General features: G+C 67.8%; 22 protein-coding genes. 16 read left to right on the forward strand and 6 right to left on the reverse strand.

Translation table 11 applies throughout. The annotated features are described in order from the left end of the window. The first annotated feature begins 64 nt into the window (after positions 1 to 64). Positions 65 to 715, forward strand: coding sequence for a hypothetical protein (locus ACJMKZ_RS00705; protein WP_405231230.1), 651 nt, complete (start codon positions 65 to 67; stop codon positions 713 to 715). Positions 716 to 1,054: 339 nt separating this feature from the next. On the opposite strand, the gene ACJMKZ_RS00710 is transcribed toward ACJMKZ_RS00705, so the two are convergent. Further along, positions 1,055 to 2,575 carry a phytoene desaturase gene (locus ACJMKZ_RS00710; RefSeq protein WP_405231231.1) on the reverse strand — a complete coding sequence of 507 codons (1,521 nt, stop codon included), beginning with the start codon at positions 2,573 to 2,575 and terminating at the stop codon, positions 1,055 to 1,057. Continuing rightward, positions 2,572 to 2,850: a hypothetical protein gene (locus tag ACJMKZ_RS00715; protein ID WP_405231233.1), complete on the reverse strand. Its 279-nt coding sequence runs from the start codon at positions 2,848 to 2,850 to the stop codon at positions 2,572 to 2,574. The genes ACJMKZ_RS00710 and ACJMKZ_RS00715 overlap by 4 nt, the downstream gene beginning before the upstream one ends. A 165-nt stretch (positions 2,851 to 3,015) precedes the next feature. On the opposite strand from ACJMKZ_RS00715, the gene ACJMKZ_RS00720 reads away from it, so the two are divergent. The 11 genes from ACJMKZ_RS00720 (at position 3,016) to ACJMKZ_RS00770 (ending at position 12,445) form a co-directional block, all read left to right on the forward strand. Continuing rightward, positions 3,016 to 3,840 carry a choice-of-anchor H family protein gene (locus tag ACJMKZ_RS00720; protein WP_405231234.1) on the forward strand — a complete coding sequence of 275 codons (825 nt, stop codon included), beginning with the start codon at positions 3,016 to 3,018 and terminating at the stop codon, positions 3,838 to 3,840. An 86-nt stretch (positions 3,841 to 3,926) separates the two neighbouring features. Further along, positions 3,927 to 4,169, forward strand: a complete 243-nt coding sequence (locus ACJMKZ_RS00725; protein WP_405231236.1) for a hypothetical protein — start codon at positions 3,927 to 3,929, stop codon at positions 4,167 to 4,169. Positions 4,170 to 4,325: 156 nt separating this feature from the next. Further along, positions 4,326 to 4,694, forward strand: coding sequence for a hypothetical protein (locus ACJMKZ_RS00730; RefSeq protein ID WP_405231238.1), 369 nt, complete (start codon positions 4,326 to 4,328; stop codon positions 4,692 to 4,694). Further along, complete coding sequence (locus ACJMKZ_RS00735; RefSeq protein WP_405231239.1) at positions 4,675 to 5,382, forward strand: hypothetical protein; 708 nt, start codon at positions 4,675 to 4,677, stop codon at positions 5,380 to 5,382. Before ACJMKZ_RS00730 ends, ACJMKZ_RS00735 begins: the two co-directional genes overlap by 20 nt. After that, the gene (locus ACJMKZ_RS00740) at positions 5,379 to 7,214 is read left to right on the forward strand and encodes a V-type ATP synthase subunit I (RefSeq protein ID WP_405231241.1); all 1,836 of its coding nucleotides are present in this window, start codon (positions 5,379 to 5,381) and stop codon (positions 7,212 to 7,214) included. Before ACJMKZ_RS00735 ends, ACJMKZ_RS00740 begins: the two co-directional genes overlap by 4 nt. Next, entirely contained in the window at positions 7,211 to 7,567 is a 357-nt protein-coding gene (locus ACJMKZ_RS00745) for an ATP synthase subunit C (protein ID WP_405231243.1), read from the forward strand. Before ACJMKZ_RS00740 ends, ACJMKZ_RS00745 begins: the two co-directional genes overlap by 4 nt. A gap of 1 nt (position 7,568) precedes the next feature. Continuing rightward, a complete protein-coding gene (locus ACJMKZ_RS00750) occupies positions 7,569 to 7,865 on the forward strand; it encodes a V-type ATP synthase subunit F (protein ID WP_405231245.1) in 297 nt (98 codons plus the stop codon). A 7-nt stretch (positions 7,866 to 7,872) separates the two neighbouring features. Further along, positions 7,873 to 8,559: a hypothetical protein gene (locus tag ACJMKZ_RS00755; RefSeq protein ID WP_405231246.1), complete on the forward strand. Its 687-nt coding sequence runs from the start codon at positions 7,873 to 7,875 to the stop codon at positions 8,557 to 8,559. Then, the gene (locus tag ACJMKZ_RS00760; protein WP_405231248.1) at positions 8,556 to 10,427 is read left to right on the forward strand and encodes a V-type ATP synthase subunit A; all 1,872 of its coding nucleotides are present in this window, start codon (positions 8,556 to 8,558) and stop codon (positions 10,425 to 10,427) included. The genes ACJMKZ_RS00755 and ACJMKZ_RS00760 overlap by 4 nt, the downstream gene beginning before the upstream one ends. Beyond that, positions 10,417 to 11,838 (forward strand): V-type ATP synthase subunit B, encoded by a 1,422-nt coding sequence (locus ACJMKZ_RS00765; protein ID WP_405231250.1) that lies wholly within the window; start codon positions 10,417 to 10,419, stop codon positions 11,836 to 11,838. The genes ACJMKZ_RS00760 and ACJMKZ_RS00765 overlap by 11 nt, the downstream gene beginning before the upstream one ends. Then, the gene (locus ACJMKZ_RS00770) at positions 11,831 to 12,445 is read left to right on the forward strand and encodes a V-type ATP synthase subunit D (RefSeq protein ID WP_405231252.1); all 615 of its coding nucleotides are present in this window, start codon (positions 11,831 to 11,833) and stop codon (positions 12,443 to 12,445) included. Before ACJMKZ_RS00765 ends, ACJMKZ_RS00770 begins: the two co-directional genes overlap by 8 nt. On the opposite strand, the gene ACJMKZ_RS00775 is transcribed toward ACJMKZ_RS00770, so the two are convergent. Further along, on the reverse strand, positions 12,426 to 14,366 hold the full coding sequence (locus tag ACJMKZ_RS00775) for a winged helix-turn-helix domain-containing tetratricopeptide repeat protein (RefSeq protein ID WP_405231254.1): 1,941 nt from the start codon (positions 14,364 to 14,366) through the stop codon (positions 12,426 to 12,428). The two genes, ACJMKZ_RS00770 and ACJMKZ_RS00775, sit on opposite strands and share 20 nt — an antisense overlap. 453 nt (positions 14,367 to 14,819) lie before the next feature. On the opposite strand from ACJMKZ_RS00775, the gene ACJMKZ_RS00780 reads away from it, so the two are divergent. Beyond that, positions 14,820 to 15,470 carry a hypothetical protein gene (locus tag ACJMKZ_RS00780; protein ID WP_405231256.1) on the forward strand — a complete coding sequence of 217 codons (651 nt, stop codon included), beginning with the start codon at positions 14,820 to 14,822 and terminating at the stop codon, positions 15,468 to 15,470. Positions 15,471 to 15,560: 90 nt separating this feature from the next. Here the strand turns inward: ACJMKZ_RS00780 and ACJMKZ_RS00785 are convergent, their stop codons facing one another. After that, positions 15,561 to 16,973: an amidohydrolase family protein gene (locus ACJMKZ_RS00785; protein WP_405231258.1), complete on the reverse strand. Its 1,413-nt coding sequence runs from the start codon at positions 16,971 to 16,973 to the stop codon at positions 15,561 to 15,563. Between the two features lie 188 nt (positions 16,974 to 17,161). On the opposite strand from ACJMKZ_RS00785, the gene ACJMKZ_RS00790 reads away from it, so the two are divergent. Together ACJMKZ_RS00790 and ACJMKZ_RS00795 are read left to right on the forward strand one after the other, a co-directional pair. Further along, the gene (locus ACJMKZ_RS00790; protein ID WP_405231260.1) at positions 17,162 to 19,126 is read left to right on the forward strand and encodes a S9 family peptidase; all 1,965 of its coding nucleotides are present in this window, start codon (positions 17,162 to 17,164) and stop codon (positions 19,124 to 19,126) included. Positions 19,127 to 19,163: 37 nt separating this feature from the next. Beyond that, positions 19,164 to 20,597 (forward strand): WS/DGAT/MGAT family O-acyltransferase, encoded by a 1,434-nt coding sequence (locus ACJMKZ_RS00795; protein ID WP_405231262.1) that lies wholly within the window; start codon positions 19,164 to 19,166, stop codon positions 20,595 to 20,597. A 48-nt stretch (positions 20,598 to 20,645) separates the two neighbouring features. On the opposite strand, the gene ACJMKZ_RS00800 is transcribed toward ACJMKZ_RS00795, so the two are convergent. Next, positions 20,646 to 21,605 (reverse strand): MBL fold metallo-hydrolase, encoded by a 960-nt coding sequence (locus ACJMKZ_RS00800; RefSeq protein ID WP_405231264.1) that lies wholly within the window; start codon positions 21,603 to 21,605, stop codon positions 20,646 to 20,648. Between the two features lie 403 nt (positions 21,606 to 22,008). Here ACJMKZ_RS00800 and ACJMKZ_RS00805 point away from each other — a divergent pair, with 403 nt between their 5' ends. After that, positions 22,009 to 22,689, forward strand: coding sequence for a PEP-CTERM sorting domain-containing protein (locus ACJMKZ_RS00805; protein WP_405231266.1), 681 nt, complete (start codon positions 22,009 to 22,011; stop codon positions 22,687 to 22,689). Between the two features lie 214 nt (positions 22,690 to 22,903). Here the strand turns inward: ACJMKZ_RS00805 and ACJMKZ_RS00810 are convergent, their stop codons facing one another. Beyond that, positions 22,904 to 23,233, reverse strand: a complete 330-nt coding sequence (locus tag ACJMKZ_RS00810) for a cupin domain-containing protein (RefSeq protein WP_405231267.1) — start codon at positions 23,231 to 23,233, stop codon at positions 22,904 to 22,906. Between the last annotated feature and the right edge of the window lie 170 nt (positions 23,234 to 23,403).

Consider the following 23,403-nt stretch of genomic DNA (forward strand, 5'->3'; position numbering starts at 1 on the left):
CGCCTGTTGCCGCGGCATCGACGGTGCCGCGCTTCCCCGATTTAACAAGGAGCGTACCGACGCCATGTCTATGAAGTCCCAGAATTTTCTACGTCCGCTGAACCTCCTTCGCGCCGCCGGGACCGCCGCCGTGCTGGTGTTCGGTGCGGCGAGTGTCGGCGCCCAGCAGATGCCGGAAGGGCATCCGGGCGGCATGATGGCGCCGAATGCCCAGGGCCAGGGCAACGAGCTCATCCAGAAGGTGCAGGCGAAGCGGGCCGAGATTCAGCAGCTGAACCAGCAGCTTATGCAGATCCAGGAGAAAACCATCGAGGCGAATCCCGAGCTCGCCAAGCAACGTGACGACCTGATCTCGTTCGTGGACGAGAAGATGGCCGAGACCGGCTACGATGCCGAGGCGGCCCGCGGCCGCATCGAGGAGCTGCAGGGCGAGATGCAGAGTGGCGAGCTGTCCGCCGAGGAGCAGCAGCAGAACCGCCAGCAGCTGCGCCAGGAGATGACCTCCATGCAGCAGGCCCAGGGCCAGATCATGCAGGACGAGGAGTTCCAGGCGAAGCGCGAGGCGCTGAACGAGAATCTCGTCGCGGCGATGCAGGAGCAGGACCCGCAGACCGACGAGCTGATCTCCCGGCTGCAGACCGCCCAGCAGGAATACCAGCAGCTCGCCCAGCAGGCGATGCAGCAGCACGGCGGCGGCATGGGCTCCCCCAACTAACAGGTCGTAGGAGGGCCTGCAGGCCCGACTCTTCCTGCCAGATCCCCTTCTATTGTGGCCGTCGTGCGGGGTGGCGTGAAGGAAGCGCCAGTCAGTGTCGCCTACTGACTGATGCCAAGCCTTTCCGCTACGGGCCCGTCAGCGGGTGGGGCGGGTTGCGTGGGTCGTCCGGGCCGACTGGAGCCAATGGACAATGGTAGGAGCGGCTTCAGCCGCGATTGATCGGGCCTAAAGGCCCTCCCACATGAGCGTCCCCCGGAGCCCGCCCCAGTCGATGGCGGGCCAAAGCCGATAGAAGGATGCCGCAGCCAGAAGAGCGGATCGGGGCTAAAGCCCCTCCTACCTTGGTTGCGGGTCCGGGACGATCTCGTCCAGTACCTTCGCCGACGAGATGACGCCGGGCAGTCCCGCGCCGGGGTGGGTGCCCGCACCGACCAGGTAGAGGCCGTCGAGCTCCTCGCTGCGGTTGTGGGGGCGGAACCAGGCGGTCTGCAGCAGGATCGGCTGCAGGCCGAAGGCCGCGCCCTTCACCGACCAGAGGCGGTCGCGGAAATCCGCCGGCGTCATCATCCTTGACGTGACCACGTGCTGCTCGAGATCCGGCAGCACGGTCTCCGACAGACTCTTCGCGATCGCCGCCCGATAGCGTTCCGCGGTCTCCGACCAGTCGATGCCGCTGTCCAGATGCGGCACCGGCGAGAGCACGTAGAAGGCGTCGCCGCCCGACGGCGCGAGCGACGGGTCCGTGGCCGTCGGCCGGTGCAGATACAGGCTGAAGTCGTCCGCCAGCCGTTGGCGGCGGAAAATGTCGTCCAGCAGTTCGCGATAGCGCGGCCCCAGCAGGATCATGTGATGGGGCACGTCGTCGTAGCGCCGGTCGGTGCCGAAGTACCAGACGAAAAGGCTCATCGAGTAGCGGGCGCGGGAGAGCTTGCGCTCCGTCCAGCGCCGCGGCCGCACGTGTTCGGGCAACAGATAACGATAGGTTGCGGCCGAGTCCGCGCTGGAGACGACCACGTCGGCAGCCACCGTCTCGCCGTCGCGCAGCCTGACGCCTGCCGCCCGGCCGCCTTCCACCAGGATCTCGCGCACCGGCGCGTTGTAGCGGATCTCCCCGCCGAGGGATTCGATGAGTCCCACCATGCCTTCCACCACGCTGCCGGTTCCGCCCATGGCGAAGTGCACGCCGTGGCGGCGCTCCAGCTGGGCGATCAGCGCGTAGACCGCGGTGGCGGTGAACGGATTGCCGCCGACCAGCAGCGGATGGAAGCTGAATACCTGGCGCAGCTTCGGGTGCGAGATGTAGCGCGAGACCAGACCGTACACAGAGCGGTAGAACTGGGCGCGGAAGAGATCCGGCAGCGATCCGAACATGGAGCCGAAAGAGTCGAAGGAGGCCGCCATCAGTTCGTCGAAGCCGATGTCGTAGAGCTTCGCGCTGGCCGCCAGGAACCGTTCGAAACCCGCCACGTCGGCCGGGTTGAAGCGGGCGATCTCCCGCTTCATGGCCTCGTCGTCGCCGCTGTAGTCGAAGTGGTCGCCGTCCGCGAAGCGGATGCGATAGTAGGGGTCCATCGGCACGATCTTCACGTCGTCCTCGAGCCGCCGGCCGGCCAGCTGCCAGAGTTCCTCCAGCAGGAAAGGCGCCGTGATGATCGTGGGCCCGGCATCGAAGGTGTAGCCGTCCTGGCGGAACACGTAGGCGCGCCCGCCCGGGGCGTCGAGCTTCTCGAACAGCCGCACGCGATAGCCCCGCGCGCTCAGGCGTATGGCGGCGGCGAGCCCGCCGAAGCCCGCACCGATGACCACGGCGGTGGACCCTGCGGTCGACGGAGGATCGTTCCACGGACCAGTGCTCACCGTGCCGTCTCCCGCGACCAGCGCCGCGCCAGATCCGCCGAATGAAAGACGAGCGCGCACAACAACCAGACGGTGACCCACTGCCAGCCGCCGCCGGTCAGCGCCGCCCGCAGCGCGAGTGCGAGACTGCCGCCGGCGCCGGCGTTCAGTATCGCGGGCAACACGGCGATACCGCGGCCGGTGCGCCGATGCCAGAACGCGAGCAGGAACACCTCGAGCACCAGCACCGCCAGCACGATGTCGACGATGCGGCCCGATTCGATCAGCGACTGCACGTGGCGCTCCTCCCCTGTCCCGTTCGCGAAAGGGCATGAGAATAGCGGACCGGATTGCGCCGGGGAATCTCGGTCTGACCGTCGTCGCGGTTCAGCCGGCGTTCAGCGCAACGACGTTCCAATGTACCCACGTCATCGGAAATGGCTGGAGCAAGGGAGACGGACATGGAACGCACATCTCACACGGCGAAGAGACACGCAGGCCGGCGGTCATCACGCGCGTTGCCCGACTGGCCCGCTCGGTGGTTCCCCGCACTGGTGGTCGCCGCGGCCCTTACGGTCGCGGCCGGGGCTTTCGCCGCGGACGCATCCGGCATCGAGCCGCAGACCCGCACCGCCGACGGATTCGCCGCGGAACGCGGCGACAGCGAGCGCCGCCCGGCCTCGGCCCTGGAGGCGTTCGAGGGCGGCGGTGCGACGGCGGAGCATAGTAAGACTGCCCCGTCCTCGCCGGAACAGCGTGCCGTCTCCTGCTGCGGCTTCCGCATCTACGACGCGCAGACGCGGCTGTTCGACGACCTGGACCGGGACGGCTACTACACGTGGCTTCAGGTGACGTTCGACGTGGATACCGATTACACCGAAGCGGACGTCTATGCGGACATCTGGCTGCGCGAGCCGGGCGGCTCCTATACGCTGATCCACGAGACCGATGTCTTCACCATCCGCGGTTCGTCGTCCAGCGACGATTACGAGGTGGAGGCGGAACTGGTGGCCGGTTTCCCGCCGGGCCTCTACGATGTGCTCGTCGAGGTCTACGATGCCTGGGACGACCGCTTCGTCGCCGATTTCGACGCGGCGGATTCGTCCGACCTCGGCCTGCTGCCGCTGGAAGACATCTCCTTCGACGGCGACGCCCCGCCGCCGGTCGTGTACGCGGACGGCAGCGGCGGCTCTGGCTCGTTCTCGCTGGCAGGACTGGCGGCGCTGGCCGGGCTGGGACTGTGGCGCCGACGGCGTCACAGTTTCCGCGGCCCGGCGGGCCGGTGATGCCGCGGGTGAGAAACGGATCACAGCCGCTCCGCCGGCTGCCGGTTCCAATCGCGGGGTCAACGCCACGGAACCTGCGACGGATCATGCCCGAAGCCGACATCATCCCCTTCCCGCTGGAGCGCCGGCGCCCGATCGGCTGCCCCCAGTGCGGCACCTACAGCGACGTGCAGCAGGTGGGTCGCCTGACCTGGGCCTGGTGCGACCGCCACGGCGTGCGCTGGGTCGTGGCCGATCGCCCGCTGCCCGGACCGGCGGCCTTCGACCGGCGGCGGCTGCGTCGCATGGTCGAGTTCCTGGCGGAGTTCACCGAAGTCTCGATGACCTGACCGCCGGGCCCTCCCGCGCGAAAACCCTGATCCGATAAGGGCTTTTCCCGATGACGGCTGCAGATCGGCTGCGGCTACCATGGCTTGTGCGGCGCGCGGATTCTTGTTCCGTGCGCCGGCCCGGCCACGGCATCGGAGCTGCGGGAGGTCAGGGCGATGCAGAAGAAGTCTCCTGTCTCCGGACGCGAGGCCAGTGTGACGAGCGCGATGGATCATGTGCTGGAGGCCGAGCAGGCTGCCCGTGATGCCATACGCGCCGGCGAGCGCCGTGGCGCCGCCATCATCGCCGAAGCCAACGAGCAGGTCCGCCGTATCGAGCAGCGTGCTGCCGAACGCATACGGCGTGCGCACGATCTGTGCGCCGATGCCGTGCGCCGGGAAACCCGTCGGGCCGAGGAGCGCGGCGAGGCGGATGAAGAACCCCTGAATCTCAGTGACGAGGAACGTGAGCGGGTGCGTCGCGCGGCGGATCGCCTGGCCGCGCATCTGTGCGGCGGAAGCGAAGATGACCGGCGCGGGCTTTAGCTATGTGCAGGCACGCATACAGGCGCGGCACGGCAGGCGCCCGGACGATTCGGACTGGAGCCGCCTCGAATCCTGCGAATCGGCCCACGCTTACCTGGAGGCGGCACGCACCGGCGTGCTGGCTGTCTGGGCGGAGGGCCTGAACGCCGAGGACGGCATCCACCGGCTCGAGGCCTCCCTGCGCCGTTCCTGGCGTCACTACGTGCAGCAAGTCGCATCCTGGGCCCCGGAGCCCTGGCGGGATGCGATCGAGTGGTGCGGCTGCCTGCCGGATGTGCCGACGGCCGCCCATATCGTCGTGGCCGAAGAGCCGCCGGAATGGCTGGTCGCGGATGGGGGAACCGAAGCGGAGGCGCCCGGCAGCCTGGACGAGTGGCGCGAGTGGTGGTGCGCGCGCATGCCGTCGACGGACTCGGACGAGCAGGCCGGGCTCGCTGCGCTGGAGAAGGCCGTCGATGACTGGATCGCGGAAAACCGGGATCCGGAGCAGGCCTCCGTCTCCCGCGCGGCCAGTCTGCACGAGCGCCTCGAGCACCGCGTGACGACGGTGTTCCGGCGCCACGCGCTGGGTCCCGCCGCCGTGTTCGCCCATCTGTTGCTGACCGCGCTGGACGTGCAGCGCTTCCGGGGCGGGCTCGTGAGGCGGCAGGCATTATCCGGACGGGGGGTGGCGGGAGCCGCTGCATGAGCTTCCGTTCGCGCCCCGCCCGCTGGTTCGAGGTCCTCACCCCGCGCTCCGAGGCCACCGCCGCACTGAAGGCGCTCGCCGATACGGGCGCGGTGGAACTGCAGTCCCACAGCACCAGCGCGGAGAGCGTTGCGACGCCCGAGCTGCAGGCCGTGCTGGCCGAGTACCGGGAGTTGGCGCGGAGCTACGGCCGCTACTGGCCCGAACCGCCGCCCGCCACGCCGAACCTGGACCCACGAAGCGCCGAGGCCTCCGTGGCGGTCCTGCGCGGCTGGGCCGACGACGCGCAGCCCCTCATCGCGCGGCTGGAGGAACTGCGGCGGGAACGCTCGAAGCTGACCCGTCTCGAACGCCTGCTGAACGAGGCGCCCGAGGCGCTGCCGAGCCCCGCCGGACTTGCCGCGGCGGGTCCGACCATCGGCTGCGGCCTGTTCCGCATGCCGCCGGAGACCTGGCCGGAGGGCGTGCCCGCCGGGGTCATAATCCAGCGCATCGCCCTGGACGACGAGACCTATCTGCTGGCGGTCGGACCCAGGGGCGAGTACGAATCCCTGGCCAGCATACTGACGGGCATGAAGGCGGAGCCGCTGGCTCTGCCCGAGGGGCTCGCCGGCGAGCCGGACGCGGCGCTGGCCGAGATCCGCGATCGCCTCGCCGAACTGGGCCGCGAAGACCAGCACCTGGGCGAACGGCTGCAGTCACTGAACGACGAGCACGGCATCGCGCAGATCATCGGCGCCTTCGAACTGCTCGACTGGATGGCCCACCACGTGCCGAGTTTTCCCAGCAGCGAGAGTTTCGCCTGGATTACCGGCTGGACCAGCGATACCGACGGCGCGGGGATCCACGCTGCGCTGGAGGAGGCGGGTGTCCGCTACCTGATGCGCCTGTGCGAGCCGCCGGCGGGCTATCCGATACCCATGCTGCTCAGGAACCCCTCCTGGGCCCGACCGTTCGAATTCTTCGCCCGCCAGTTGGGCACCCCGGGCGGCGAGGAGACCGACCCCAGCATGATCGTGGCCGTCCTCGCGCCGCTGATGTTCGGTTTCATGTTCGGCGACGTCGGTCAGGGCGCCGTGCTGCTGGTCGCCGGCCTGTTCCTGTACCGGAAGATCCCCCCGCTCGGCATCCTCATCCCCGGAGGCATCGCCTCGATGGGCTTCGGCCTCGCCTTCGGCAGCGTGTTCGCGCGGGAGGACATTATCCCGGCGCTGTGGCTGCACCCGCTCGAGCAGCCGTTGACGCTACTGGGCACGTCCCTCGGCTTCGGCATCCTCGTGCTGCTGCTGGGCCTGGTGCTGGACGCCGTGCAATGGCGCTGGATGGGGCAATGGTCCATCTGGTGGCACCGGCGCGTGGGACTCATGGTGTCCTTCCTCGCGCTGGTGGCGAGCTTCTTCGATGTGCGCTTCCTGTACGTCGCGGTGGCCGGTTCTCTCTGGTATGTCTTCGGCGAGGCGTTCGTCAGCGCCGGGGAGCGGACGCCCGCCGCCCTGGGCCAGGCCGCCGGCGAGTTCGTCGAGTCCCTGTTCCAGCTGGCGGTGAATACGGTTTCCTTCGTCCGCGTGGGCGCCTTCGCACTCGCCCACGCCGGGCTGGGCGTCGCCGTGGTCGGCATGGCCGAAGCCACCGGCAGCGTGACCGGGATGCTGATCGTGCTGGCGCTCGGCAACGCCCTGATCATCGCCCTCGAAGGGCTCATCGTGGGCATCCAGACCACCCGCCTGCTGCTGTTCGAATTCTTCATCCGATTCCTGAAGGCGACCGGCCGTCCGTTCCGGCCGCTGCCGCCGCCCGAAACCCGCACACCCACCAAAGGGAGTAAAGCATGACCAGTATGAAGATGATCCTCGCAGGACTCATCGGCCTTGCCCTGATCACCGTCGGACTCGGCGCGTTCCTGATGATCACCAGCCTGCCGTTGCTGGCTGTCGAGGAAGGCGTCGCCGGCGCCGGCATCGGCGAGGGCGCCCTGCGCTGGGGCTTCGCCGCGGCAGCCGCGTCCGCGGCCCTGTCCGCCGCCGCCGGCGGCTATGCCGTGGCCAAGGTGGGCAGCGCCGCCGTCGGAGCGCTGGCGGAGAAGCCGGAGCTGTTCGGCCGCATCATCATCCTGGTCGGCCTGGCCGAGGGTATCGCCATCTACGGGCTCATCGTCGCCATCCTCATCCTGAACCGACTCGGCTGACGTGCTCGGGGCGGTCTTCATCGGCGACGAGGTCACCGGCGCGGGCTACCGGCTGGCGGGCCTGCGTGTCGTCGCCGCGGGTCCCGACGAGGCGGGAGAAGCGCTGGCGTCGGCTCGCCGGGAGGATGCCGCGCTGATCCTGATCGGGGCCGGCAGCGCCGGCGGCATCGACGGCGACGAACTCGAGCGTGTGCACCGCCAGGGTGCGCCGCCGGTCGTGGTGGTGCCCGACGCGCAGGGCGGCGAGCCGCCCGATCTCGCCGCGGTCATCAACAGGGCATTCGGACTGGAGCAGTGAACGGACAATGAACGACACAGGCGGCATCGTCGAGAGGCAGGTCGACAGCATGGTCGGGCTGGTGCGGCGCTACGAGGCGGCCGAGATCGAGAAGATCCTGGACCGCGCCTACGAGACCGCGCTGGAGCGGGTACATGCTGCCCGGCGCGATGCGCGGCAGCGGGTGCGCGAGGCAATCGAGGAACTGCGCGGCGAGGTCGACGCCGGCATCACGCGCGTGCGCGCGGGCGACGAGGCGCGGGCACGTCGCCGTGAGCTCGGCAAGGCCCGCCTGGTGCTGCGGGCGGGCAGGGAACTCCTGGCCCGGTCGCTGCAGGCGCGCTGGCAGGAGCCCGCCTCGCGGCAGGCGTGGGCGTCGTCGCTGCTCGAGCAGGCGGCGGCCGTGCTGCCGTCCGGCACCTGGGAGGTGGAGTACGCCGCCGGCTGGCCGGAGGAAGAGCGCGAGGCGTTCTCGGCACGTGCCGGCGAGGCGGCCGGCGAACCGCCGAGTCTGAACGCCCGCGAAGACATCGCCGCCGGTCTGAGGATCGGGATAGTCATCGAGGGTGCCGGCGCGAGCCTGGACGGGACGCTCGACGGCTTGATGGGCCGGGGCCCCGAACTCGAAGCCCGGCTGCTGGCCGAGTACTACGGCCTGGCCGACGGGCCGGACGGGCCGGACGGGCAGGACGGATTTGGCGGAGGCGCATCATGACCGTCGCGACCATCCAGTGGATCGGCGGACCGGTGCTGCGCGCGCGCACGCAGCAGCCCTTTCACGTGCAGGAGGCCATTCATGTCGGCCCCGACAAGCTGCTCGGCGAGGTCATACAGCTGCAGGGCGACGTCTTCACGGCGCAGGTCTACGAAAGGACTTCCGGACTGCAACCCGGGGACCGTATCGAGGGCACGGGCCGGGCGCTCAGCGTCGGCCTCGGGCCCCATCTGCTCGGGCAGATATTCGACGGGCTGCTGCGCCCCCTCGGCGACGAGGGCGAGCTGTTCGTGCGTGCCGGCATGACGGCACAGGGCGCGGAGACGCAGCGCTACGCCTTCACGCCGGCCGTCGCCGCGGGCGACGAAGTGGAACCCGGACAGAGCATCGGGCGGGCCGGCGAGAAGGCCCATGCGGTCGAGTGTCTGGTGCCGGCGGGTGCCGGCGGCCGCGTCGCCGAGGTGGCGGAAGCCGGCGAGTACGGTCTCGAGGACGTGGTGTGCCGCATCGAGCCCGACGGGCCCTCGCGCGGCAATGGCGGCAATGGCGGTGACGGCGCGGAGATCCGCCTCATTCAGCACTGGCCGGTGCGCCGGCCCCGCCCGGTGGCGCAGAGACTGCCGGTGGGCGCGCCGCTGATCACGGGCCAGCGCATACTCGACACCCTGTTCCCCATCGCCCGTGGCGGGCGCGGCATGCTCCCGGGCGGCTTCGGCACCGGCAAGACCATCCTGCAGGAGGCGCTCGCCAAGTGGTGCGATGCCGACGTGATCGTCTACGTCGGCTGCGGCGAGCGGGGCAACGAGATGGCCGAGGTACTGGACGAGCTGCCGAAGCTGGAGGACCCGCGCACCGGCCGTCCGCTCATGGAGCGCACGGTGATCATTGCCAATACGTCGAACATGCCGGTGGCTGCGCGGGAGGCGAGCATCTACACCGGTATCACCGTGGCCGAGTTTTTCCGTGACCAGGGCCGGCACGTGGCGCTCATGGCCGACTCCACGAGCCGCTGGGCCGAGGCCCTGCGGGAGGTCTCGGGGCGCCTCGGCGAGCTGCCGGCGGAGTCCGGCTATCCGGCCTATCTCAGCTCGCGTCTGGCGGACTTCTACGAGCGCGCCGCGCGGGTGAAGACGCTGGGCGGCGAGGAAGGTTCGGTGACCATCATCGGTGCCGTGAGTCCGCCCGCCAGCGACTTCTCGGAACCGGTGACCATGCATACCAAGCGCTACGTGCGCTGCTTCTGGGCGCTGGACCGGGAGCGGGCCCAGGCCCGTTTCTACCCGGCGGTACACCCGCTGCACTCCTACTCCGAGGATGCGGTCGAACTCGCCCGCTGGTGGAAGAGCCAGGGCGACCCGGACTGGGACCGCAAACGCCAGCGGGTGCTGGTGCTGCTGGAGGAGCAGCAGAGCCTTGAGCGCATGGCGCGCATCATCGGCAAGGACGCGCTGCCGCCGGTGCATCAGGTGACGCTGCTGAATGCGGAACTGGTGAACGACGGTTTCCTGCGCCAATCCTCGTTCTCCGAGACCGACCGCTACTGCTCGCCGGCCCGTCAGCAGGCCATGCTCGACCTGTTGCTGAAGTTCATCACGCTGGCCGAGCAGGCGCTCGCGGCCGGTGCGAGCCCCGCGGACATCGCCGCCGTTCCATCCCTTGCGCGTCTGCGCCGGCTGGGCGAGGAGGTGGGCGAGGACGAACTCGAGAAGATCGACGAACTCCGGCGCCAGGTGGAGGCCGAGTTCCACGAACTCGACGGAGGCGGCGGCGACGGCGGGGAGAAAGCGGCCGCCAGCCGGGAGGAAGCCGTGGCTGAAAGCGAGGGCAATGGCCAGGACGATGGCGAGGCGAATAACGATGGAAGCTGAAATCACCCTCACGGGCGCCGCCCGCCGCCTGGAAGGCCCGCTTCTGTTTCTGCAACGCACGGTCAGCGTGGGCCTGGATGCTGCCGTCGAAGTCATCGGCCGGAACGGCACGCTGCGCTACGGGCGGGTGGCCGCGCTGGGCGACGATGAGATCGTGGTGGAGATCCTCGGCGCCACCGAGGGCCTGAGCCTCGACGACACGCGCGTTCGCATCCGCGAGAAGCCGCTCGAACTCGGTGTCGGGCCGGGCCTGCAGGGGCGCATCCTCGACAGTCTCGGCCGGCCCATCGACGGCGGTCCGCCGATCCCCGCCGAGCGCTACCTGCCGGTGGACGGCTCGGCCATCAACCCGGTGGCCCGGCATCGGCCGCAGGATTTCATCGAGACCGGCGTCACCGCCATAGACCTGATGAACAGCCTCGTGCGGGGCCAGAAGCTGCCGCTGTTCTCCGGTGGCGGCCTGCCCCACGACCGGCTGGCCATCGACATCGCCAGCCGGGCGCGGCTGCTGGGGGAGGAGGCGGGCGCGTTCGCCATTGTCTTTGTCGGCATCGGCGTCTCCCACGACACCGCCGAGCGCTTCCGGGCTGCCATGCAGGAGACAGGCGCGCTGGAGCACACGGTGATGTTCCTGAACCGGGCCAGCGAGCCCAGCACCCAGCGCCTGCTGACGCCGCGCTACGCGCTGACCGCGGCGGAATATCTGGCCTTCGTCGAGTCGCGCCACGTACTGGTGATCATGACCGACATGACCAACTACTGCGAGGCGCTGCGCGAGGTGTCCGCCGGCCACGGCGAGATTCCCAGCCGCAAGGGCTATCCCGGTTACCTGTACTCGGACCTGGCCACCATCTACGAGCGCGCCGGCTGTCTGCGGGCGCGGGAGGGCACGCTCACCCAGCTGCCGATACTGACCATGCCCGGCGACGACATCACCCACCCCATCCCGGACCTCACCGGCTACATCACCGAGGGTCAGATCGTGCTCAGCCGCGAGCTGGACCGCCGGGGCGTGTACCCGCCCATCGACGTGCTTGCCAGCCTGTCCCGCCTGATGGACGACGGCATCGGCAAGGGAGTCACGCACGCCGACCATCCGGCCCTGGCCCATCAGCTCTTCGCCGCCTATGCGCGCACCGCGAAGATCCGGGTGCTGGCGAGCGTGATGGGTCATGAGGGTCTCACCGAGACCGATCGGCAGTATCTCGACTTCGGCGATGCGTTCGAGCAGAAGCTCATCTCCCAGGAAGGCCCGCGCCGGCTGGACGAGAGCATGAAGGTGGGGTGGGAGATACTGAAGGGCCTGCCGCGGGCCGAGCTCTCGCGGCTGAGCGAGGCGCAGGTACGCGAGCACCTCGGCAAGGCGGCGCAGGCCGGCGAAGGCGAGGGCGGCGCGGACGACGATGGCTGACTTCCGCCGCCAGCAGTCGGCCAGCCGCGGTCAGCTGCAGGAGCTGCGCGACGAGCAGAAGGTCGTGCGCGAGGGCTTCGAGTTCCTGGAGCAGAAGCGGATGCTGATCGCCAGCGAGATCATGCGCGAACTCCGCCGCCACCAGGCGCTGTACGAGGAATTCTCCGCCGCCCACGCCGATGCCGTCACCGCGCTCGGTCGCGCCGTCGGCTTCCACGGCCTGGAGGGCGTGCAGGTCTATCCATCGCGGCCGTTCGAGGATGGTTCGTTGGCGCTGGACGAGCGGAGGTTCCTCGACCTGCGACTGTTCGAGGCGAGCACGCAGGGCGAGACCGTGGATCGCTGCGCGCCCGCGGTGCTGCCGTCCATCGAGGCGGAACTCTGCGCCGAGGCGTTCCGCGCGCTGATCGACGGCGCGGCGAGAATGGCCGCCATCGCCACGAACATCGCGCGCCTGCTGCAGGACTACCGCAAGACCGAGCGCCGCGCCCGGGCACTGGAGAACGTCATCCTCCCGGAGATCGACGAGACCGTAAGGGACTTCGAGGACCAGCTCGAGGCGATGGATCAGGAGGACGCGATCCGGGTCAGGATGCGTCGGGGCTAGCGCCCGGTGAGGCGGCATCGTCCACGGCGTCGTGCCATTGCGCGGCGACGGATTCGATCGACTCCTGCCAGCGCTCGGTGCTGTGGGCGCCGCGGAGGTAGGGCGCGAAACGCAGCTTCACCAGGGTCATTAGCACGTCGTCGGCTTCCGGGATCGTCTCCGGCCTCTGGCGGGTGAGCCGCTTCAGTTCCTCGAGGGCACGGAAAGGGGCCTCGGTGTCGCCGAACCAGGCCTTCACGTGTGCCGTCTGAAGGATGGCGCGGGCCGATTCCAGCGATTCGAGTTCCTGCATCGCGTTCGCCGCCGCCGCCTCCTGTCCGAGCTCGCGCAGCGCGATCGCGTCGACGGCATGACGATCGGCCGGATAGGCGAACTCGTCGACGAGGCTCCGCGCTTCCTCGTAACGTCCCTGGTGGAGGCGGGCCAGCGCGATCAGAAAAGCGGGGTTCAGGGCCGGGTTCAGAGCGATCGCCTGATTGAGCTCTGTGAGCCCTTCGTCCGCACGGCCGGCGAGGATCAGCGTGAGTCCCAGGTTGTAATGGTACGAAGACGCCAGCGGGTTGACGGCGATCGCACGCCGCGACAGCGCTATGGACCCGTCGAGATCGCCCGTCCACATCCGGTATCCCGCGTCGAGCACGAGGATGAGGGGGCTGTTCGGCGCGAGTTCGCGGGCACGCTGCATGTGCCGGCGGCCGGCGGCATACTCTCCCACCGACCAGAGCAGCTGGCACATCCGCGCGTGTGCCTCCGCCAGGTTCGGATCGAGGGCCAGGGCGCGTTCCAGCGCCTGACGCTGGGCCTGCCGGGTCGCGGCGAGCGAGCCCCGACCCTCGTCGTAGAAGCCCGCCATCGCCACCGCAGCCATACCCACCCAGGCCGGCGCCAGAGTCGGGTCGATGTCCAGCGCCTGCCGGTAGCTCGTCTCCGCACGGGCGACGTCACCAGCGCCGCGGCGGTTCCAGAAGAACTGGCCGCGGAGATAGTGTCGGTAGGCTGCGGGATCGTATTCGCCGGATTGGGGGTCCGGGCCACCCAGGTGCAGCTCCAGGACGTCGCCGATCGCCGTGGCGATGTCCTGCTGGACGCTCAGCACGTCCTCCAGTGTTCGCTCGTATGCCTCGGACCATATCTGTGTATTCTGCCTTACGTCGACCAGCTGCGCGGTGACTCGGACGGTGCCGCCGGCCTGGCGGACACTGCCCTGCAGCACGTAGCGGACGCCGAGTCGGGCGGCGATCGCGGGGATGTCCAGGCCGGCATCGCGGAGGGCGAAAGACGAGGTCCGTGCGATGACCAGCAGGTCCCCGGACTGATTCAGTCGATGCAGCACTTCGTCGGCGATGCCGTCCCCGAGATAGGTCGCGTCGCCGTCGGCGCTCATGTCCTCGAACGGCAGTACCGCGACGGATTTCTCCATCGGGATCCGTTCTGCGTGGCCCGGCCCGTCGGGTCCGCCCGTCGTCAGGAGTCCGGGCAGGTAGGCGAGTGCGGTGACGGCGACCACGGCGAGACCCAGCACCAGGATGGCCGACCGCCGGCGGCTGCTTGCACGGGGCCCGCCATGCGGTGTGCCCGCAGTGTTCTCCACTGCCTGCACGTCCGGCAGCAGCCGGTACCCCTGGCCGCGGATCAGAGCAATGTACCGAGGGTGTCTGGCGTCGTCGCCAAGCGCCTGGCGGAGCAGCTTCACACGCTGCGTTATCGTCTCCGGGCTGACCACTCTCCCCGCCCAGATACGCTCTGCGATCTCGTCCTGCATGACGACGGCCGGTGCCCGGTCCACGAGTAGCATCAGCAAGCGGTAGGAGAGCGGCGGCAGCTCGATATGCTCATCGCCCCGGGTGAGCTCATGCGTCCCCGTATCGAGAGTCAGATCCCCGATCCGGTAGCACTTCCGGCTGTGTTCGGTCTCTCCCATGCGTAACCGTCCGCGGGCGGGCAGGGGGTCGTTCAGTGTCCTCCGGGCGGCCGCGTGACGCAACTTCATGCTTTCTTCACGCTGTCTTCATGCAGCCCGTCGCCACTCCTCCTACCGTCGGGAGTACTGCGGAACCGGCCAGGGCAGGGCCGGCCGCTGTCTTCAAATAACAAGAGCGGAGGGAGAGAGATGCGATCACATACGAATTTGACGCTTTGCAGCATGCTGTTACCGGCGGCGCTTCTCTATTCGGCAGCTGTCGCAGCAGGGCCGCAGTTCTCGGGCTGGAGTCCGAGCACGTTCACCGGCCTGGCTGGCGGATGCCCCATTGAAACGCGGGACGGAAACAGGCTGTTCGTCGCGGGTGGCTTCGAGGGTTCGCTCGATATCTTCTACTACGAGCGGAACGGTCGCTCCGGAAGCTTCGGCAACCGGACCAAGGTGGCGGATCCGGTGAGTAAGCCGCCGACGGCGGAAGGCGACGTGCAGGACTTCTGTCCGACCCCGCTGCCCGGAAACATGCTGCTCTTCGTTTCCAATCGCGGTGGCGGCTGCGGTGGCACGGACATCTATGTCTCCTACTACAACCCGGGTCAGGACGTCTGGAGCGAACCACGCAATCTCGGTTGCGCACCGGCCGGGCCGAACACCGCCGGCAACGAACTGAGCCCGTCACTCGTGCAGACGGCAGCGGGGACGCTGCTCTACTTCTCGACAGGACCGGACGCGGCCTCCGGGTACGTCGCGGGCCAGGACATCTACGAGAGCCGCATGCGCATCGATGGTTCGTTCGAGTCCGGCATGGCGGTAACGGAACTCAATACGCCGAGTGCCGACCGGCAGCCGAACGTGGGTCGCGGGGGTCTCGAGATCGTATTCGCGTCCAATCGTGATGCCGACGGCACAGGCGATATCTGGTACGCGTCGCGGAATTCGATCGATGAGGCCTGGTCGGCGCCCGTCAATCTCAGCGATACCGTGCTTTTTGCGACGGCAGCTGCCGACGAGAGCCGCCCGTCGCTGTCCTGGGATCTGAAACGCCTCTACTACGGCAGCGGTGGCGTGCACGTGAGCACGCGTACGGAGGGCGACGGATCTCGGTAACGAGCCGCCCATCATTCCCTGGATCGGCGATGCTCCACAGCCCGCGGCGCGACCGGCGTCGCGGGCTGTATTCTCCGGCGGGCCGACTGTCTACCCCATGAACTTCAGGAATTCCCGTCGTGTCTTCGGCCCGAAGGTCAGGTGGTGGGGGTCGCGCCGGTCGGAGTACTCGGCGCGACGCTGTTCCACGAGATCGTTCCCCGCCCGCATCCGGGCCTCGTCCAGCGAGATGCCGTAGGGCTTCAGCGCATTCAGTCCGAAGATCTTCGCCCGCAGCGTGTCGGTGATCTCGGGATAGCCGTGCTCGTCTCGCACTTCAGGCGCGATCTGGAACGCGCGGAAGGCCTGAATCTGGTCCTGGGGCGAGCCGTACCAGATCGAGTCGGTGCCCCACAGCACGTTGTCCTCGCCCAGGTGCTTCACCAGCTTGCCGATGCCGTGGGCGGCGCCGTCGGTGTCGCGCATGAGCCCGCGCCAGGTGCTGCCCAGTTCTGCGTAGACGTTCGAGCCCTTGCCGATGCCAGCCTCCTCCAGCGAGCGGATCAGGCCGTCCAGTCCCTCGCCCCGGTCGGGGTCGTAGGGTCCTTCGGGCTGACCGGGTATCCAGCCGGAGTGATAGATCAGGAAGTTCACGTCGGGGAAGCGCTTCGCGGCCGGGCCGACGTCGGTGCACAGCGAGTGCTCGTAGGACTGGCGGCCGAACGGGATGCCCTTGTGGATGCAGATATTCTTCACGCCGAGTGAGCGGGCCTTCTCGATGAAGCGGATGCCCACGTCGTCCGTGAGATAGAAGCCTTCTCCATCCGGTCCCCACTGGGTGTAGGTCTTCCACGCCGAGACGCCGTACTTTTCGGCGAGTTCGTCCATGTCCTCGAGGTCGCCTTCCTGGTTCGGGTTCACCCGGCCGTGGATCAGCAGCCGATGGGTGCCCTCCAGTTCGTCGACGATGCGCCGCGTGGCGTCCGCCTCCTCGATGGTGAGCGGCTCGGCATTCCGGCGGGAAGGCACGAAGGAGAGCACCATCATGTCGGTGTCGGCATCCAGGAACACGTCCTTCACGAAGTCGTCTGCGCCGAGGCAGCGCATGTAGTCGCGGCTCACGTAGTCGAACTTCGCGCATTCCTCCTTGCGCTCCTGCGCGACGCTGGGCGGCACGTAATGACCCTGCACGTCGAAGATGAATTCCTTCTTGCCGATGCCGGCCTCGGCGAGTTGCACGTCCAGGCCGGTCTCGTCGTCGAGGGCGAAGAATCCGGCGCCCTTGCCGGCGGCCGCGTTCGCCCGGTTCATGGCCAGCAGCGAGGTGGCGGCGCCGGCCGCGCTGATGAGGAAAGCGCGCCGCGGCATCCCGAGGCGTTTCGCGTTCTCGCTCGCGGCCTCCTGGGCGAGCGCATTCGCATGTTCGTTGCGCGGCTCCAGCGGGATGGGTGCGTACTCGGCGTTGGATGTTGAGTCGAGTTTGATGGGCAGGCGCTGGCCCTCGGGATCGAAGCGGTATTTCATGGCGGCCTCCTCTCGGCGTCCCGCCAATCTGCGGCGTCGGGAATCGGCTGTAAAGTGGCGTTGCGGCATTTTTCCTTGAGCGGGCGACCAATTTGCGTGCGTTCGATTGTGCCCTGCCGGGGGCATGGCTAACCTCTCCCGCGCCCTGGTCCGAAGAAGACCAGTCCAATGAACACAAGGACGAGACCATGACGAGAATCGCCGCTTTCCTGTGCACTTTGCTGACCGCGGTGCTGGCGCAACCCCTGCAGGCGGAGGTCGAACGCCGGGCGCTGAACGACGGCAACCTGATACTGGAGGACATCCCGGCGATCCCGCAGACGATCGTCGACGATCTGAACAGGTATCAGAACGTGCGTTCGGCGGGCTTCCTGGACTGGACGGCGGACGGCGAGAGCCTTTACGTGTCCACCCGCTTCGGCGAGGTGGAACAGATTCACCGGGTGGACATGCCCGGCGGCGCGCGTCACCAGCTCACCTTCTTCGAGGAGCCGGTCTCCCAGGTATCGCGGCAGCCCGAAGGCTCGCACCTCGTCTTCGCCATGGATGCGGGCGGCAACGAGTTCAGCCAGCTGTTCGTCTTCGATCCGGTTCTGTCCCGCTCGCGAATGATCACCGACGGAGAGTCGCGCAATGGGGCCGTGGTCTGGGCCCGGGACGGCGAGCGCATCGCCTTCCAGAGCACGCGGCGCAACGGCGCCTCCAACGACGTCTGGATGATGCCGCTGCAAGAACCCGGGGAGGCGCGCCTGGTGCTCGCCGCGCCCGACGGCACCTGGTGGGGCCCGGTTGATTTCGACGAGGCCGGCGAGCGTCTGCTGATCCTGAATTACGTGAGCATCACCGATTCCCGTATCCACCTGCTCGATCTGGAATCCGGCGATACCACACTGCTGGCCGGCGGCGACGGCGACCTCTCAAGCAACTGGCCGCTCGGCTTCGATCACGCCGGCGAGGGCTACTGGTTTATCACCGACCGGGACGGCGAGTTCAGGCAACTGGCCTGGCAGCCGCTCGAGGCCGGCGCCGAACCGGTCATCGTGACGGCCGACATCCCGTGGGACGTGGAGGGCATGGCATTCAGCAAGGACCGGCGCCGGGCGGTGTTCGCGGTCAACGAGGACGGCCTCAGCCGGCTCTATCTGCTGGACCCGGCGAGCCGCGAGTACCGCGCCGTCGGCGGCATCCCCACCGGCCTCGTCGGCAGCGTCGGTTTCAGCCCGGACGGCAGCCGCCTCGCGATGACGCTGAACACGCCGCAGACGCCCAGCGACACCTTCGTGCTCGCGCTCCGCGAGGATCCGCTTGCCCACAGCGAGCTGACCCGCTGGACCCACAGCGAGGTGGGCGGCCTGGACACCGACACCTTCGTCGAGCCCGAACTGGTGCGCTTCGAGAGCTTCGACGGCCTGAGCGTGCCCGCCTGGCTGTACAAGCCCGAGGGAGACGGCCCGTTCCCGGTCGTGGTCTCGATACACGGCGGACCCGAGAGCCAGGCGCGGCCGGCATTCAGCAGCACCTACCAGATGTGGCTCGCGAAGCTCGGCGTCGCCGTGGTGGTGCCCAACGTGCGCGGCTCCGCGGGCTACGGCAAGTCCTACCTGGCCATGGACAACGCCTACAAGCGGGAGGACCCGGTGCGCGACATCGGCGCGCTGCTGGACTGGATCGGCACGCGGCCGGACCTGGACGCCGACCGCGTGGCCGTGTTCGGCGGCAGCTACGGCGGCTACATGGTGCTGGCCAGCGCCGTGCACTACAGCGACCGGCTGAAGGCCGCCGTGGATATCGTCGGCATCTCCAGCTTCGTCACCTTCCTCGAGAACACCGAGGACTACCGCCGGGATCTCCGCCGGGCGGAATACGGCGACGAACGCGTCCCGGAGATGCGGGCGCATCTGGAGAAGATCAGCCCGCTGAACAACGTGGAGAAGATCGCCGTGCCCATGCTGGTGGTGCAGGGCGAGAACGACCCGCGGGTGCCGGTGACCGAGGCCGAGCAGATCGTCGAGGCGCTGCGAGAGAAGGGCGAGACGGTGTGGTACATGAACGCGCTGAACGAGGGCCACGGCTACCGCCGGAAGGAGAACCGGGACGTCTACCAGCAGGCCGTGGTGCTGTTCCTTCGCCGCCACCTCCTCGACCAGGACTGATTGGCGGGGGCGGCCGGCCCGGGGGTATGCTTGCCGCATGCAGAAGCTCAGCCTCCTCGATGCCACGTTTCTCTACGCGGAGACGGATAACACGCCCATGCACGTGGCCGGGCTGCAGCATTTCGAGCTGCCCCCCGACCAGGATGCAGACGCCTTCTACGAATCCCTGAAACGCTTCGTCGAGGCGCGCGCCCACCTCGTGCCCTTCATGATGCGGCGCCTGCGCCCCGCGCCGCTGGGCATGGATCATCCCGTCTGGGTGCTCGATACCACCTTCGATAACGACTACCACGTGCAGCGGATCACCCTGCCGGCGCCGGGCACGACGGAGCAGCTGGAGGAGGCCGCTGCCGAGCTCCACGCCCAGCCGCTCGACCGGGCCCGTCCGCTCTGGCGGTGGTGGTTTATCGACGGCCTCGAATCCGGCCATGTGGCTTGGTACACGAAGTACCATCATGCCTGCCTGGACGGCATGGGCGGGCAGGCCATATTCGAGATCTTCTTCGGCCCCACGCCGGAGCCGCCGCCCGTGCCCGTCGGACCGGAGGAGCTGGACGAAGACGACCCGGGTACCTGGGGCCTGCTGAAGGACACCGCGCTGCGCTTCGGCGCCAATCCCGTGCGCTTCGCCCGCATGCTGCCGGACCTCGCGCGCACCACCCAGGATCTGGCGACGAGGGCGTTCCGCTCGGTCGGCGGCATGAGATCCGTCATGCCGCGGGTGCCGCGCACGCGCTTCAGCGTCGCCATCGGCCCCGAGCGGGCCCTGGCCCTCGGCTCCATCCCGCTGGCGCCGCTGAAGGCCATCGGCAGGGAGCACGGCTGCACCGTCAACGATGCCTTCATGGCCGTGTGCGCCGGCGCGCTGCGCGGCTACCTGGAGCAGCTCGGCGAACTGCCGGAGCGCTCGCTGGTGGCGGGCACGCCGGTGTCGGTACGCAAGCCGGGCGACACCAGCCTGCACAATCAGGTGAGCATGCTGATGTGCGACCTGGCCACGGACCGCGAGGACCCCGTCGAGCGGATGAAGGCGATCCGCGAGTCCATCGACGGCGGCATCGAGGTTGTGCGCCAGCTCGACAACGTGCATCTCGGCGATCTCACCGTGCTCGGGCTGCCCATCGCATTTCAGGGTGTGGCCACGCTCGCCAACCGGCTCCGCCTCGGCAGCATCATCCGCCTGCCGATGAACCTGGTGATCTCCAATATCCCCGGCCCGCGGCAGACGCTGTATCTGAACGGGGCGCGCCTGCTCACCCACTATCCGGTGTCGATCCCGAGCCACGGCAACGCGCTCAACATCACCGTGCAGTCCTACGGCGAGCGCATGGACTTCGGCCTCGTCGCCTGCCGGCGGACCGTGCCGGATGTACACACCCTGCGCGACCATGTCCTGGAGGCCTGGGACGAGCTGCAGCGTGCAGCCGGCAGGGATCCCGTGCCGCCGCTGGCCGTCGAGCCCTCCGCCTGACCCGCGTCGGGACCTCGCCGCACCCTGGCTCGGTCCGCGCAGGGCCGCTCAGCCCGTCTGCGCCTCCCGTGCCTTGCGCCGCCGCCGGTTTGCGGCGAAGGCGAGACCCTGGGCGTTGATGTCCAGATCCATCGCCAGCAGCTCCCAGGTCTCCGGCCGCCGGCCCAGCTCGCCGAGGCCGTCCAGCAGGCCGGCGTAGTAATCGCGCAGGCGCGTCAGCACGTAGTCGTAGAGTTCGTCGTCCGCCAGGTCGGACGCCTCGGCATCGAGCATCAGCGCCTGGGCGAACTCGAGATGGCGGATCAGCTGGGCCGCGGTCGTGTCGATCTCGGTCACTTCGCCGAAATGGGTGGGGTAGACCCGCGATGGCCGGAGGCCGATGATGCGCCGCACGGCCTCGATGGCGAGTTCGCCGTCGAAGTCCGTCGGCGTGGTCGACGGGAGGGCGAATGGGCCGGCAGCCTGCAGGGCGGGATAGTGCAGGCCGAAGGCATCGCCGCTGAAGACGCTGCCAGTGGCGCTGTCGGCGATGCAGAAATGATGATTGGCGTGGCCGCGGGTGTGCAGGAACGTGAGTTCCCGGTTACCGAATTGCAGCCGCTCGTTGTCGGCCATCTCGCGCACGCGGCCCTCGGGTACCGGTTCGATGGTGCCGTACAGGCGCTCGAACTCGGCCTCGCCGTAGACCTTGCTCGCGCTGGCTACCAGTTTCGACGGGTCGATCAGGTGGGGTGCGGCGCGGGGATGAGCGATCACGGTGGCGTTCGGGCAGGACTCGGCGAGGGCCGCGGTGGCGCCGGCGTGATCCAGGTGGACGTGCGTGACGATGAGATAGCGGACCTGCTCCGGCCGCAAGCCCGCGTCGTCCAGCGCGCCCAGCAGGTGCGGCATCGCGTGATTGGTGTTGTTGTCGACGAAGGCGGCCTCATCGCCCTCGACGATGAGATACGCCGCGGCCAGTTGCGGGCGGTCCAGGTAGTGGCAGTCGATGGTGATGACATCGTTCATGAGTGCCAGCTTCCCGCCTTGTCGCCGTCATGGCAAGCGTCGGGAGCGGCACCAAAGGGGTGCGCCGGTTTGCTCACCGCGATGGCTGGCCTGGCATTGACAGCTACGACGTGGGTTGCTGTCGCCGTAGTCCATTCTCGACTAACGAGAACCGGGTTCAAATAGAAAGCCATCTGCCCGAAAGCTGCGCTCTTGGTTCGTTGCGGCAGGGTTTCCGCTATCGACCCGAGCAGGCATCGCCTCAATTTCGAGAAAATGCGTCGACCTTTTTTACATTCGCGGACATGCACACAGTTAGGAGGTTCGTAAATCATTGTCGATACTCACAATTCCAGTACTGGCCCAATTCCTGCAAGACGCTTGATCAGTGGTTCTTAGCGTACAGGGGAAGACAGTGACACGATTGAAGAATATCTACCTCGCCTCGCTTGCAGTAATGCTGCTGCCTGCAGCGTCTCATGCGGATATCGTGACCTGGACAGATTGGACTGAGATTGGCGGTGCCGCGGCAATTGGGGATCTTGGAGGTATATCCGTTACGGCATCTGCCAGCGGTGCCTCGATGGACGGAGTGTCTCAAACTGGTTGCGGTACCAACTACTGGACCGAACCCAATGCGAGTGATCCAGCATATACGGGGGGCACTGCGGATAACGCGCCGACTGCTTGCGAGCAGGTCGGTCTCAATTCCGCTGTTACGGTGAACGTGACCTTCGGCTCATCGCTCGACAATCTTTACATGGCTCTGTTGAGCGTAGGGCAGCCCAATGTAACGGTTACCTATGACTTTGATACGGAATTCACGGTTGACAGCGACGGAGTTGGCTATTGGTCATTCGCCAACGGCGGCGCCCCTGGACCTTATGTCTTAGGTGCGGGCGACACAATCTCAATGAATGAGTTTCATGGCCTGCTGCGATTTGATGGGCCGATCTCTTCACTGAGTTTTACAACGTCGCCGAACGAAAACTGGCATGCGTTCACGTTTGGCACCGTAACCTCTGTCCCGGAACCTGGCACCCTCGCCCTGCTTGGCGCTGGCCTAATCGGCATGGGTTTCGCTCGTAGACGCAAAGCGGCATAAGAACCGTTCACCGTCTGCGATAGCCCCGCCTAGTGCGGGGCTTTTTATTTCCGATCCTGGCCGGAAAACGACCTTCGACGGCGCTCGAGTTGGGATTTCTGCAGTCGATCCGAAGCGGAGCGCTCGGCACTTTCAGCTGGACTGACGGGCGTGGACGCGGATCACCTAACGGTGATGGCGGGCAGTGGACGATGACTGAATGGCCGCTGCACGCTCAGGGCTGCTCACCGCCCTCGGGTCCATAGAAGATAACCCAAGCAGCGAAATCGTCGGAGAATTGTTCGAATCGGTGGGAAACCCCTGCCGGCACGAAAAGGGCTTCCCCTGCTTCGAAGTTGTGGCGCTCGTCTCCGACGACAAACCGGCCGTAACCAGACTGGACGATGTAAACCTCGTCTTGCTCGTGTGGTTGCTGAGTATCGGTGCCGCTGGGCTTGTAAAAACCGATCTCGAGCGAGCCGTGTTGCAGAAGGGTTCCGTATATCCCATCGTCAGCCGCTTCCACCGCTGCCAATGCAGCGTGCGTCGTCATTCGTGTCGTCATGCCAGTTCGGGCCTCTCGCGGATGTCGTATGTGAAGTAGAGATGCTAGCCGTTGACTGTCGCAGCATGCCAATTCGCTGAAATTCTGCCGAAAATAGCTGGATTCGCGATACGAGCCTTGTTCGCTCATGGTCGGAACGGGATTTCTCGCCGATGAGGGCGTTTTCCTGA

This window comes from Lentisalinibacter salinarum (assembly GCF_040706555.1).
In the GTDB taxonomy this organism is placed as follows: Bacteria; Pseudomonadota; Gammaproteobacteria; order Steroidobacterales; family Woeseiaceae; genus Lentisalinibacter; species Lentisalinibacter salinarum.

Bases quoted from the DNA above. Each gene is read 5' to 3' on its own strand.
- ACJMKZ_RS00705 (WP_405231230.1), top strand. From the start codon at position 65: ATGTCTATGAAGTCCCAGAATTTTCTACGTCCGCTGAACCTCCTTCGC.
- ACJMKZ_RS00720 (WP_405231234.1), top strand. From the start codon at position 3,016: ATGGAACGCACATCTCACACGGCGAAGAGACACGCAGGCCGGCGGTCA.
- ACJMKZ_RS00785 (WP_405231258.1), bottom strand. From the start codon at position 16,973: ATGAAATACCGCTTCGATCCCGAGGGCCAGCGCCTGCCCATCAAACTC.
- ACJMKZ_RS00810 (WP_405231267.1), bottom strand. From the start codon at position 23,233: ATGACGACACGAATGACGACGCACGCTGCATTGGCAGCGGTGGAAGCG.
- ACJMKZ_RS00760 (WP_405231248.1), top strand. From the start codon at position 8,556: ATGACCGTCGCGACCATCCAGTGGATCGGCGGACCGGTGCTGCGCGCG.
- ACJMKZ_RS00730 (WP_405231238.1), top strand. From the start codon at position 4,326: ATGCAGAAGAAGTCTCCTGTCTCCGGACGCGAGGCCAGTGTGACGAGC.
- ACJMKZ_RS00800 (WP_405231264.1), bottom strand. From the start codon at position 21,605: ATGAACGATGTCATCACCATCGACTGCCACTACCTGGACCGCCCGCAA.
- ACJMKZ_RS00775 (WP_405231254.1), bottom strand. From the start codon at position 14,366: ATGGGAGAGACCGAACACAGCCGGAAGTGCTACCGGATCGGGGATCTG.
- ACJMKZ_RS00725 (WP_405231236.1), top strand. From the start codon at position 3,927: ATGCCCGAAGCCGACATCATCCCCTTCCCGCTGGAGCGCCGGCGCCCG.
- ACJMKZ_RS00740 (WP_405231241.1), top strand. From the start codon at position 5,379: ATGAGCTTCCGTTCGCGCCCCGCCCGCTGGTTCGAGGTCCTCACCCCG.
- ACJMKZ_RS00745 (WP_405231243.1), top strand. From the start codon at position 7,211: ATGACCAGTATGAAGATGATCCTCGCAGGACTCATCGGCCTTGCCCTG.
- ACJMKZ_RS00735 (WP_405231239.1), top strand. From the start codon at position 4,675: ATGACCGGCGCGGGCTTTAGCTATGTGCAGGCACGCATACAGGCGCGG.
- ACJMKZ_RS00795 (WP_405231262.1), top strand. From the start codon at position 19,164: ATGCAGAAGCTCAGCCTCCTCGATGCCACGTTTCTCTACGCGGAGACG.
- ACJMKZ_RS00755 (WP_405231246.1), top strand. From the start codon at position 7,873: ATGAACGACACAGGCGGCATCGTCGAGAGGCAGGTCGACAGCATGGTC.
- ACJMKZ_RS00765 (WP_405231250.1), top strand. From the start codon at position 10,417: ATGGAAGCTGAAATCACCCTCACGGGCGCCGCCCGCCGCCTGGAAGGC.
- ACJMKZ_RS00790 (WP_405231260.1), top strand. From the start codon at position 17,162: ATGACGAGAATCGCCGCTTTCCTGTGCACTTTGCTGACCGCGGTGCTG.
- ACJMKZ_RS00770 (WP_405231252.1), top strand. From the start codon at position 11,831: ATGGCTGACTTCCGCCGCCAGCAGTCGGCCAGCCGCGGTCAGCTGCAG.